This window comes from Sporosarcina sp. Y1004 (genome assembly GCF_057669665.1).
The window spans coordinates 26,556-38,632 of record NZ_JBYHFQ010000004.1 but is presented as its reverse complement, the minus strand read 5'-3'; the positions used below and the strand labels follow the sequence as shown (position 1 = coordinate 38,632).

General features: G+C 41.6%; 9 protein-coding genes, 1 other RNA gene and 1 other annotated feature (1 of these 11 only partly in view). Of the genes, 1 reads left to right on the top strand and 9 read right to left on the bottom strand.

The window, feature by feature from the left end:
• Positions 1-123 precede the first annotated feature (123 nt).
• Genes recD2 through cymR form a run of 5 tightly spaced genes read right to left on the bottom strand, consistent with a single transcriptional unit; the run spans position 124 to position 5,977 of the window.
• Positions 124-2,565 (bottom strand): SF1B family DNA helicase RecD2, encoded by a 2,442-nt coding sequence (gene recD2 / locus AC25Y6_RS04150; RefSeq protein ID WP_488142139.1) that lies wholly within the window; start codon positions 2,563-2,565, stop codon positions 124-126.
• 15 nt (positions 2,566-2,580) lie between these two features.
• The gene (locus AC25Y6_RS04145) at positions 2,581-3,246 is read right to left on the bottom strand and encodes a tetratricopeptide repeat protein (protein ID WP_482100813.1); all 666 of its coding nucleotides are present in this window, start codon (positions 3,244-3,246) and stop codon (positions 2,581-2,583) included.
• A 13-nt stretch (positions 3,247-3,259) separates the two neighbouring features.
• The gene (gene mnmA, locus AC25Y6_RS04140) at positions 3,260-4,381 is read right to left on the bottom strand and encodes a tRNA 2-thiouridine(34) synthase MnmA (protein ID WP_488142138.1); all 1,122 of its coding nucleotides are present in this window, start codon (positions 4,379-4,381) and stop codon (positions 3,260-3,262) included.
• 21 nt (positions 4,382-4,402) lie between these two features.
• Entirely contained in the window at positions 4,403-5,545 is a 1,143-nt protein-coding gene (locus tag AC25Y6_RS04135) for a cysteine desulfurase family protein (RefSeq protein WP_482105309.1), read from the bottom strand.
• Between the two features lie 12 nt (positions 5,546-5,557).
• On the bottom strand, positions 5,558-5,977 hold the full coding sequence (cymR, locus tag AC25Y6_RS04130) for a cysteine metabolism transcriptional regulator CymR (protein WP_488142137.1): 420 nt from the start codon (positions 5,975-5,977) through the stop codon (positions 5,558-5,560).
• 129 nt (positions 5,978-6,106) lie between these two features.
• Between cymR and AC25Y6_RS04125 the strand changes: the two genes are divergently transcribed.
• Positions 6,107-7,393: a replication-associated recombination protein A gene (locus tag AC25Y6_RS04125; protein WP_488142136.1), complete on the top strand. Its 1,287-nt coding sequence runs from the start codon at positions 6,107-6,109 to the stop codon at positions 7,391-7,393.
• Between the two features lie 310 nt (positions 7,394-7,703).
• Here AC25Y6_RS04125 and AC25Y6_RS04120 read toward each other — a convergent pair whose 3' ends face one another.
• From AC25Y6_RS04120 to hisS, 4 genes are all read right to left on the bottom strand, one after another.
• Entirely contained in the window at positions 7,704-8,471 is a 768-nt protein-coding gene (locus tag AC25Y6_RS04120) for a tRNA threonylcarbamoyladenosine dehydratase (RefSeq protein WP_482100820.1), read from the bottom strand.
• A gap of 94 nt (positions 8,472-8,565) precedes the next feature.
• A non-coding RNA gene (gene ssrS / locus AC25Y6_RS04115) (6S RNA) lies at positions 8,566-8,746 on the bottom strand.
• An 84-nt stretch (positions 8,747-8,830) separates the two neighbouring features.
• A complete protein-coding gene (gene aspS, locus AC25Y6_RS04110; RefSeq protein ID WP_488142135.1) occupies positions 8,831-10,594 on the bottom strand; it encodes an aspartate--tRNA ligase in 1,764 nt (587 codons plus the stop codon).
• Between the two features lie 19 nt (positions 10,595-10,613).
• Positions 10,614-11,888: a histidine--tRNA ligase gene (gene hisS, locus AC25Y6_RS04105; protein WP_488142134.1), complete on the bottom strand. Its 1,275-nt coding sequence runs from the start codon at positions 11,886-11,888 to the stop codon at positions 10,614-10,616.
• A 126-nt stretch (positions 11,889-12,014) separates the two neighbouring features.
• Positions 12,015-12,077, bottom strand: a binding site (T-box leader); it runs 172 nt beyond the window's last position.

Below are 12,077 nucleotides of genomic sequence, written 5' to 3'. Positions count from 1 at the left end.
AGCTTAGTCATAAGACTGTCCAAGTGTGCTTGGAAAACACCACTTATTTCGTCTTATTTCCATTAAATCGAATCGACTGCTTCTGCATTTCTAATTGGATTATAGAAAAGTTCTGTCTAATTGTCAATCGGAAGCTTCAAGAAACTCATAAGGAGTTACACCCCTCATACCTATCAGCGGGTCAATTGCCATGAAAGTTTCCATCGTTAGTTCGTAGGTTATCGGCAGAGAATCGGTCGGACTGACGATTGACTCATCGGGAATTCCTGTAGCCTTATCCTCTTCAACTTCCGACTCGATCATGCTTCCGTTAAGACGCTCTTTCAGTGTAGTCTGACGCTCCATTTCATCAGTCCGTGCTATACCTGTCCTGAACTCTTCAGGTTCTCCACAGAGAATAAGGAAGTTTTTTGCACGGGTGATGCCAGTGTATAACAAATTGCGACGCAACATTTTACGATGTCCACGAACGATTGGCATGATAACAATTGGAAATTCACTACCTTGAGATTTATGGATCGAACAGCAGTAAGCAAGTGTAAGTTGGTTAAGGTCGTTCCGTTCATAGGTAACTTCAATTCCATCGTACGATACGATGAGCAGTTCTTTTTTATCAATTGTTTCTTTCGCTTTTATAATCGAAATGACCTCACCCATATCACCGTTAAAAACATTACTCTCAGGTTGGTTAACAAGCTGTAGTACCTTATCTCCAATCCGGTAAACCGCTTCTCCAAAAACAACTTCTTTTCGTTTTGGTCCAGGCGGATTAACCATTTCCTGGATCATCTTGTTCAACCCATCAATACCCGCAGGTCCGCGATACATGGGTGCAAGTACTTGAATATCCTTGATAGGATGACCTTTGACGATTGCACTTTTCACAACCTGTTCTACAACTTCAAGAATTCGATCACTACTTGCTTTAATAAAAGAACGATCCGACGTCTTCTTAGTAATATCATCTGTCCATTCTGACCGCTTAATCATATGTGCCATTTCAATTATTGATGAACCTTCACTTTGTCGAAATATTTCAGTCAGTTCAACGACGGGAACTTTCCCTGAATCCAGCATATCACGCAGCACTTGTCCGGGTCCGACGGGTGGTAGCTGATCTTGGTCTCCGACGAACAACAGTTGAACATCATTCGCAAGCGCCTTTAATAGCTGATGTGCAAGCCATGTGTCTACCATCGACATTTCATCGATGATAATAAGACGTCCTTCAATTTCTCGCTCAGTCTCTTCTTCCTTTTCCAACCCATTAAACCCAAGTAGTCGGTGAATAGTCATAGCGGGTAAACCTGTCGATTCGGACATACGTTTAGCAGCACGTCCGGTTGGCGCTGCTAGAACAATCGGAAATGTTTCTTTCTTCTTCGCATATTCTGTTGGATCTAGTGACAACCCATGTAATTCAGCATACACTTCCACAAAACCGCGTATCACTGTCGTCTTCCCTGTTCCAGGACCACCCGTCAATATCATTAATGGTGAATGGAGTGCAGTTTCAATCGCAGACACTTGTGTTTCCGCATAATTGACAGAGAGTCTTTCCTCTACTTCCCCTACAGCTTTCCTAATTTCAGACACAGGGAATTGATCGGCGGTATCATTTTCCATAATTCGTTCTAGTTTAGCTGCAATTCCAATTTCAGAGAAGTAAAGGGATGGTATGTATAGTCTTTTTCCCTCTGCAGACAGCTTACCTTCTTCAACAAGTTGAATAATTGCCTGGGAAATATCTGAATATTGAATATCTATTCTTTGACTCATTTCTAATAGTCGTTTCGCTTCAGGCAAGATTGTCTCTGCTTCTACAAACACATGACCTGCTGATTGCACTGCCTGATTCATCGTGTGAAGAATAGCTGCTTTGATCCTCGATGGATGATTTCCCGTAATTCCAAGATTTTTCCCAAGTTCATCGGCGCGTTGGAAACCTACGCCTTCAATCTCTTCAATAAGTCGATAAGGGTTTTCAGTAAGTTGTGAAATCGCTTCTTCCCGATACTTCTGATAAATCCGCATTGCTATTTGCGGACCGAATCCCCATTCGTTTAACTGGATAATCGTCCGTTCGAGTCCCATATTTTGTTCAAGTACGGAAACAAGTGTCTCTTTTTTTTCATCGGATAGCCTTGGAACAGTAGAGAGAACAGACGGATTATCAAGAATCTTTTTTATCGCATCTGTTCCCAGCTGTTTCACAATTGTTTGGGCCGTTTTCATCCCAATGCCCGGAAATAAGTCGCCCGATAAATAATGGACAAGTCCTGTTTCTGTTGCGGGCATCTCTTTCGCAAACGTATGCACGTCAAACTGAGCACCGTAGGTCGGGTGATTAACAAGTTTCCCAGTGAATTTGTAATCATCTTCAGCATTCAACTGCGGAAAACTACCTTTAACGATAATTTCTTTATCTTCATACCCACTATTCGTTTCACGAACTTTTAACTTCGCAATCGTAAAAAGGCTATCAGGGTTATGGAAGATCGTTACGACCGGTCGCCCGATTAGAAAGATTTCTTCCATGTATTCCATTGCGTTGTTCCCTTCCATAACCGCCACCCCTTCTTATTTGCTATTTCCACCCAGTTGAATCATGTCAAATATATAACGTGCCTGTAGATGTTCTGGTTCGATTGTAAAAGCTTTCTCAAGATGCTTAAGGGCATCATCTTTGTTTTCTGTTGAAACTGCATACAAAAATCCTAGATTATAATGGGCATCGGCATTATCCTCATCCTGTTCGAGAATAAATAGAAATTCGCTTTCCGATTCTTTAAACAACTCCAAATTTGCAAGGACAATACCGTAGGATAGTCTGATTTCAAGATCATTCGGTGCCAGTTCGGCCGCTCGTTGAAGGTATGGCAGCGCCAATTTTTCTTTACTTGATCGTTCGAGACTTTTTCCGAGCATGAAATAAACATCTGCCTCTTCGATACCTTGACGAATTGCTTTTTCATATAGTTTTGCCGCTTCTTCAAAACGCTCTTTATTATAATAAAGATTGGCCAGACCGTAATATGCTGTGCCAGCCTCCGCATCTAGTGTAATCGCCTTCTGAAAAAAAGGTTCTGCTCTTTCGGCATCCCCTAGTGAGGCGAATACATTCCCAAGATTAATATAACCGACCGCATTTTCAGGGTCCTTTTCAACCCCTTGCATAAATGATTCGACCGCTTTTTCATATTCACCTTTTTGTAGTGCAGCAATTCCAATCTCATTGTATTCCATAATTAAATTCTCCTTATCCAACGTATTCAAGTTGTTTTCCATTTTTGAAAACAGTATCTATTGTTCCCCCACCAAGACACTCTTCGCCGTCATAAAAAACAACAGCCTGTCCTGGAGTTATTGCACGAACCGGTTCTGCAAATCGGACGATTGCGTTACCGTCTTCAGTCAATTCAACGGTTACTTTTGTATCCGGCTGACGATAACGAAATTTTGCTGTACAGCTGAACGTTTTCGACATTTTTCGCACTGCGGAAAAACTAATGTCGATTGCTGTCAAACTATCGGAATAAAGAGCATCATTGTGAAAGTTTTGACCGACCAGAAGAACGTTCGTTTTCAAGTCTTTCCCGATAACAAACCAAGGTTCCCCTGCCCCGCCAATACCAAGACCATGTCGCTGTCCGATTGTATAATACATTAGCCCATCATGACGCCCCATAGATGCACCATCCATAGTTTTCATATCACCTGGTTGCGCAGGTAGGTATTGTCCTAGGAATTCTTTGAAATTCCGTTCACCGATAAAACAAATACCAGTTGAATCTTTTTTCGTTGCCGTTGATAGGCCTGCTTCTACAGCTTTTTCACGCACCAAACTTTTGTCCATAGCGCCAATAGGAAACATGACTTTTTGCAGTTGGTCCTGAGTAAGTTGATTCAAGAAATAGGTTTGGTCTTTATTTTCATCTTTTCCTCGTAGCATCGAAACGCCGCCATCTACTTCAACGACTTGTGCATAGTGCCCTGTTGCTAAATAATCTGCTCCAAGACTCATTGCATGTTCGAGAAAAGCCTTGAATTTAATTTCTTTGTTACACATTACGTCGGGATTTGGTGTTCGTCCCGCTTTATATTCTTCAAGGAAATACGTAAAGACTTTATCCCAATATTGTTTTTCGAAATTTACAGCGTAATAAGGGATTCCAATTTGATTGCAAACACTGATGACGTCTTCGTAGTCCTCGGTTGCGGTACAGACACCAAATTCGTCCGTGTCATCCCAGTTTTTCATAAAGATCCCGATTACTTCATAACCCTGTTCTTTTAATAGTAGTGCCGCAACAGATGAATCGACACCGCCAGACATACCGACAACGACACGTGTTTCTGCTGCTGATTTAGTTGTTATCATTCTATAAACATCCTTTGCTTTTCATTTCACAGACTTTTTCACAATACCAGCGGTTTTGTGTGCGGCTTCCTTAATGGATTCCTCGTTAAGACCAAGACCGAAACTGAACCGGACTGAATTTCGTAGTTTAGCGGAATTTTCACCATGCATTGCAGTAAGAACGTGCGATGGATCAATTGAGCCTGCAGTACATGCAGATCCGCTGGACACAGCAATCCCCGCCATGTCTAAATTGACGAGAAGTGATTCAATATCCGTTCCTGGGAAGCTTATATTCAAAATATGTGGAAGTTTGTCTATATTTTTTCCAGATACTTCATATACGATAGCTTGTTCGTCAAATATGTCCGTCATTATAGTTGTATAGTTAGTGTAATTTAAATTATTTTGTACCATCTCACGTTGTGCGATCGACACCGCTTTCGAAAAGGCAACAATTGCAGGAATATTTTCAGTACCAGCACGGCGTTTCCGTTCTTGCTCTCCCCCAAATATGAGCGGAGAAGTTTCAAGTCCTTTACGTTGATAGAGAAAACCTATCCCTTTTGGTCCATTTAATTTATGAGCAGTAACTGATAATAAATCAACGCCGAGTTCGTCAACATTAAGTGGAATGAGGCCGAACGCCTGTACAGCATCCGTATGGAATACAGCTTGATGACCTTTCAAAATCTCACCAATTTCACGAATCGGCTGAATTGTACCTACCTCATTATTTCCATACATAACCGTGACTAGAATCGTTCTATCAGTAATTGCATTTATAACTTGTTCCGTACTAATTCTACCATTTTCATCAACTTCCAAATATGTCACCTCGAAACCCAGCAACTCAAGTTGTTTACATGGATTTAAAACGGCATGGTGTTCAATATTCGTCGTGATGATATGATTTCCTTTTTCCTTCATAGCCATTACAGTTCCGAAAACCGCAAAGTTATCCGCTTCAGTTCCGCCTGATGTAAAAATGATTTCCGACGGTTCTGCATTGATGGACTGTGCAAGTAATTTTCTTGCATCATCAAGCCATTTTCGAGATTCTCTGCCGTAACTGTGGATACTCGAAGGGTTTCCAAATACAGATTCAAGCATTTTTATATGAGTCGCGCTTACTTCCGGATGAACCGGTGTCGTCGCTGCATGGTCGAGATATATTGTCGTCATTATAAGACCCCTTTAAATGTAAAACATATAACTGTCTTGTTCATTTGCTTCACCGGATTTCATTAAATCTTCAATAGTCGTTGTGTCAAGTACACTGCGCACTGCTTCACCGATTCTTTTCCACAGTTCTTGCTGAGGAATGTCCGAACCCTCTAAACCTTCTACTAGCTGAATGGGCCCTTCCAAAATACGGATAACATCTCCAGCCGTAATTTCGGCAGGTGGTCTAGCAAGCATATAGCCGCCATATGCACCGCGTACACTTTTAACTATTCCACTATTGCGTAGCGGTGGAATCAGCTGTTCAAGATATGCTTCAGACAACTTCTGTTCTTCGGCAATTTTCCGAAGCGGTACAGGACCTTCCCCGTACTTAGACCCCAATTCAACAACGATTGTCAGTCCATATCGCCCTTTTGTAGAAATCTTCATATATATCCCGTCCTTTTTTACGATTGCTTCAAAATATTATAGCATATGTGGCCTGTCGGCTTCCTTAAAATGATTTACGTTTGTCTAACGTGTATAATAGAGGAACAGATGTACTGAGGAGTGGTTATTTTGAACAACGAGCCATTGGCGTTTCGCATGCGACCGAACAATATAGATGAGATTGCCGGACAGAAAGAAATTATAGGTGAAAAAACAGCATTATACCGCATGATTAAAAACGGTCACGTTCCTTCGATGCTATTGTACGGTGAACCCGGAATCGGTAAGACATCACTCGCCCATGCAATTGCAGGTACAAGCAACCTTCCTTTCATCGCCATGAATGCAACCGTTTCAGGCAAGAAAGATGTAGAAGAAGTCGTTGCAGAATCGCGCATCACCGGGAAAGTTTTGTTATTCCTTGATGAAATACATCGTTTTAACAAATTACAGCAAGATACATTACTACCTCATGTTGAAAACGGGGCAATTGTTTTGATAGGAGCAACGACTGAAAATCCATATCACGACGTCAATCCAGCAATTCGATCCAGGTGTGGTGAAATTCGTCAATTGGCGCGGTTGGAACCGACTGATTTATTAGTAGTTCTTCGTAGAGCGCTAACAGATGAAGAGCGCGGACTTGGAAAAATGGCAATCGAGATATCGGAAGACCAACTGATTTTAATATCTGAAGGTGTTAACGGTGATGCGCGAAAAGCGTTAACCGTTCTCGAATCGGCTGTTTCGGCTAGTGATAGTGTAGACGGAAAAACAATTATTGAAGACTGGCTACTTGAAAATTTACTTGGTCGAATCGGTTTGTTCGGTGATAAAAAAGGTTCTCATTTTTATAATCTATTATCGGCACTTCAAAAGGCAGTTCGAGGCAGCGATGTCGATGCCGCCATCTATTATCTTGCTAATCTGCTAGAGACCGGAGATTTGACAGCCGTCTCTAGACGTTTGCTCGTTATGGCCTATGAAGATATCGGACTCGCCTCACCATCCGTTGGTCCGCACGTCCTTGCGGCAACAGATGCAGCCATGAGGCTAGGTATGCCAGAAGCTCGCATTCCTTTAGCGAATGCTGTCATCGAAATGTGTTTGTCTTCGAAATCGAATTCAGCTTATAAAGCATTTGATGCAGCTGTCAAGGCCATCAACGAAGGCAAAACTGGGGATATTCCATTACATTTACGAGATACCCATTATGCTGGCGCGGAAAAACTCGGACATACAGGTTATAAATATCCACATGACACGCCTCTCGGTTCTTTCGGTGGCTGGACAAATCAGCAATACTTACCAGAGAAATTAAAAAGTACTGAATTTTACAAACCCGTTCTAGCAGGGGAAGAGAAGAAGTTGGCTGCAATTTACAAGAAGTTAAAAGAGTTTCAAAAGAAAAAGTAATTCAACAATTCAAAACCCTCCTAGCTGTCTCTTTAGGAGGGTTTTGAATTGTTGAAGATTATTGTGTTACAGCATCCTGAACTGCGGTCCGAATTTTCGCTTCTACACCGCTGCATCCAGTCAATATGAGTGCAACTAATCCAAAAACTAGTAACCTTAATACCTTATCCACACAGTAACATCTTTTCTGCAAATCCTAGTTCTTTGTTTACTTAAGTAATTTACCCTAACACATTATAACCCTTGTACTATTTTCGTTACAACCAAAAAGGAACCGCATGAAAATGAATACTCTCACGCGGTTGTCCTATTATACTTTATCTTTTACTCTTTGAATAGGAATGTCTGAAACAATATCGTTAATGACCCAACTTGCGCTGATCAACCCAGCAACTGAAGGAACAAATGCATTTGATGAGGGCGGCATTTTCGCTTTTCGAATCGAAGCTTCCGGCTTGCCAACTGTATCGACCACGTCTTCTCTCACGACAATTGGACTTTCATCAGAAAACACAACCGGCACTCCTTTATGGATGCCCTCTTTCCTCAGTCTGAGACGAATTACCTTGGCAACTGGATCCGTATTTGTTTTTGATATGTCCGTAATTTGCAAGCGGGTCGGGTCAGTCTTATTCGCGACCCCCATGCATGAAATAATTTTCACATCACGCGCAATACATTCTTTTATTAAATGAATTTTAAAGCTGATTGTGTCAGATGCATCGATTACATAATCGGGTTTGTAGCTGAAAAATTCTTCAGCTGTTTCCTCCGTATAAAACATATGTAATGAAATAACTTCACAATCTTTGTTAATATCAGCAATACGTTCTTTCATCACTTCTGATTTTGAACGACCGACTGTTGATAAATAAGCAACCAGTTGCCTATTAATATTCGTTACGTCAATATCGTCCTTGTCGACTAGAATAATTCGCCCAATTCCGCTCCTGGCACATGCTTCCGCGGCAAAAGAACCGACTCCCCCAATCCCAAGCACAGCGACTGTCATATTACGCATTCGATCTACACCCTCAGTACCAATTGCCAATTCGTTTCGTGAAAATTGATGCAACAAGAAAAATTCCGCCCTTCTATCTACTAAATTTACAATTTTCCCAATAAAAAACCCCTCAGCACATACGTCAGAGGGGTTTATGATCATGTAAGGAACGAATCCCGATTGTGCCGTCTTTGTAGTATCGCTTTGAACCCGCACTCAGCAGGTGGGTGTCCTATCCGATTCCTTTGACGTCCCGTTGAAAGGCATGTCATTCTAATCGAAATACGGACTCCCGACGAAAAAATGTTCGGTCAAAACTGATTGGCAAATAACGAACACTTCAGGATTCGTATTACATGTATAATATCATAGATTTTATATCATTTCAATCTTTTTTAATACTAGATTTAATCATTTTTCAACATTTCTGATTATTACTTCTTTTTCGTTAATATCTGAATACCGAGTTCTGTGAGCTGTGCATCGTCAACGCTATCAGGTGCAGAGGTTAACAAACAACTTGCACTCGCTGTTTTCGGAAATGCAATTGTATCCCGTAAGTTTGTAGAACCTGATAGTAACATAACAATTCGGTCGAGGCCGAATGCAATACCGCCATGTGGAGGTGTTCCATAATCAAATGCATCCAATAAGAATCCAAACTGTTCATTTGCCCGCTCTTCAGTGAATCCAAGTGCTTTAAACATTTTTTCCTGTACATCTCTTTTGTAAATTCTTAGCGATCCGCCGCCAAGTTCGTAGCCATTCAAAACGAGATCATAGGCTTGTGCTTTAACCGTTTCAGGATTGGATACCAATTCTTCCACATCTGCTGGCATCGTGAACGGATGGTGAGCTGCATAATAGCGGCCATCTTCCTCATTATATTCAAACAATGGCCATTCTGTTACCCAAAGGAAATTAAACTTTGATTCGTCGATTAAGCCGCGGTCTTTGCCAAGTTTGGATCTTAAAGCACCAAGCGCCTCAGCAACAACTTTTTTTCTATCTGCAACGAATAACAATAAATCGCCTGCTTCAGCGTCTGCTGCAAATTTAAGTGAATCAATCGCATCTCCTTCAAAAAACTTCGCAATAGGGCCTTTAAATCCTTCTTCATCAACTTTTAACCAAGCAAGACCTTTTGCACCGTAAACCGCTGCATATTCTCCAAGTGCATCGATGTCTTTTCGTGAGTAATCTTCAGCTGCCCCTTTTACGTTAATGAGTTTGACTTGTCCGCCCGACTCGATTGCGCTAGCAAAGACCTTGAAAGATGTATCTTTCACTACGTCTGACACATCTGTCAATTCCAAAGCAAATCTCGTATCCGGTTTATCTGAACCAAACCGTGCCATTGCTTCGTCATAAGGGAGACGCTTGAATGGAATTTGGACATCAATGCCTTTAACTTTTTTCATAATTTTTTGCATTAACCGCTCATTCAATTCAATAATTTCCTCTATTGACATGAAACTCATTTCCATATCTATTTGAGTAAATTCCGGCTGGCGGTCGGCACGGAGGTCTTCATCACGGAAACAACGGGCAATCTGGTAATAGCGGTCGAATCCTGATACCATCAGCATCTGTTTGAACAGCTGTGGTGATTGAGGAAGTGCATAAAATTCCCCTTCATGCACCCGGCTTGGCACAAGATAATCCCGTGCACCTTCTGGAGTGGACTTCGTCAAAATTGGTGTCTCCACTTCCAAAAACCCTTCATCGTCTAGGAAGTTTCGAACCGTTTTAGTAATATCAGAGCGCATTTTGAATGTCTTCGCAAGTTTCGGACGACGTAAATCAAGGTACCTGTACTTTAATCTAAGTTCTTCGCTAACATCCGTATCATCTTCAATCATGAATGGTGGGTTTTTTGCTTCATTCACAATCTTTAATTCAGTAACTTGAATTTCAATAGACCCTGTTGTTATGTTAGGGTTTTTTTGACCTTCTTGGCGCTCAATTACTAACCCAGTAAGTTCAATTACAAATTCATTACGCAGTTTGTCTGCCATTATGATTGCTTCACTTGAAAATTCAGGGTTAAAAACCGCCTGAACGATTCCTGAGCGATCTCGTACATCAACAAAAATCAACCCTCCAAGGTCTCTTCTCTTTTGAACCCATCCTTGTAATGTTACCTCTTTTCCAATTACCTCTACTGTTAAATCATTGCAATAATGTGACCGTTGCATTGCATTCATCCGCCTCTCTTTATACATTCAATGTTTCTTTAATTTTTTGAACCAATTCTGCAACTGGCACTTTTTCTTGTGCACCGTCTTCCATCTTCTTCAATATAGCAACACCTTCTGTCACTTCATCTTCACCTATGAGTACAACCATTCTCGCACTAAGCCGATCGGCTGATTTCATTTGCGCTTTCATTTTACGATCCATATAGTCCATATCAGACCGTATGCCTGCCGCTCTTAGTTCACCTAACAATTTAAAGGCGGGATGACGAGCTGTTTCACCGAGTGTAACGATGTAAACGTCAAGCGCCGGTTCCTCATTAAACACTTTGCCTTCCGCAGCCATCGCAAGAAGCAATCGTTCGATACTCATTGCAAACCCAATACCGGGAGCAGATGGGCCACCAATTTCTTCTGCAAGTCCATTGTAGCGTCCGCCACCGCAGAGCGTCGTAATTGCTCCAAAACCTTCAGATGTGCTCATTATTTCAAAAGCCGTATGGTTATAATAATCAAGACCACGTACAAGATTTGCATCGACTTCATAAGCAATTCCTGCATTGTCCAGATACGTTTTCACTTCATCGAAGTAATGTTTTGATGTTTCATTTAAATAGTCGGCTAAAGAAGGTGCCGTAGCAATTAATGGATGATTGCTATCGACTTTACAATCTAAAATGCGTAATGGATTCTTTTCTAATCGCGATTGGCAATCAGAGCAGAACTCACCGATATGCGGATTAAAATGCGCTATGAGGGCTTCACGGTGTGAAGTTCTGCATTCTGTATCACCGAGCGAGTTAATGACGAGTTTCAATTTAGTCAGCCCAACACGTCTATAAACGTCCATAGCTAAACCAATTACCTCTGCATCAATTGCTGGATCTGCACTGCCTATGGCTTCCGCACCAAACTGGACGAACTGACGATAACGTCCCGCTTGCTGACGTTCGTAACGGAACATCGGACCCGTATAGAAAAGTTTCACAGGTTGGTCAGGGTAACCGAACATTTTATGCTCAACAAAGGAGCGGACGACTGCTGCTGTCCCTTCCGGTCGTAACGTCATTGAGCGATTGCCTTTATCCATAAATGTGTACATCTCTTTTTGAACTACATCTGTCGTTTCACCTACAAGACGTTGAAAAAGTTCCGTTTGTTCAAATATCGGTGTCCGGATTTCTTTGTAACGATAGACATCACAAACTTCGTTGATGATTTTTTCCGCTTGCTGCCATTTCCATGTTTCAGACGGTAAAATATCTTGGGTTCCTCTTGGCACTTTGAAATTCATACAATTTCCCCCTTCTAATGAAAAACGTAGGGTGCCCTTCAGATGCGTCGGATTACCCCGAGCTTCTGGCACCGAAGATTGGATATGGATTTGAGAAACAAAAAAAGACCCTCATCCCTTGCTTACGCAAGGGACGAGAGCCTTTATAGCTTCCGCGGTTCCACCCAAATTGACGCAAAGTTGCGCCCT

Coding starts and splice junctions, on each gene's coding strand:
- aspS (WP_488142135.1), bottom strand. CDS start 10,594: ATGCAACGGTCACATTATTGCAATGATTTAACAGTAGAGGTAATTGGA.
- AC25Y6_RS04145 (WP_482100813.1), bottom strand. CDS start 3,246: ATGGAATACAATGAGATTGGAATTGCTGCACTACAAAAAGGTGAATAT.
- AC25Y6_RS04135 (WP_482105309.1), bottom strand. CDS start 5,545: ATGACGACAATATATCTCGACCATGCAGCGACGACACCGGTTCATCCG.
- hisS (WP_488142134.1), bottom strand. CDS start 11,888: ATGAATTTCAAAGTGCCAAGAGGAACCCAAGATATTTTACCGTCTGAA.
- recD2 (WP_488142139.1), bottom strand. CDS start 2,565: ATGGAAGGGAACAACGCAATGGAATACATGGAAGAAATCTTTCTAATC.
- cymR (WP_488142137.1), bottom strand. CDS start 5,977: ATGAAGATTTCTACAAAAGGGCGATATGGACTGACAATCGTTGTTGAA.
- mnmA (WP_488142138.1), bottom strand. CDS start 4,381: ATGATAACAACTAAATCAGCAGCAGAAACACGTGTCGTTGTCGGTATG.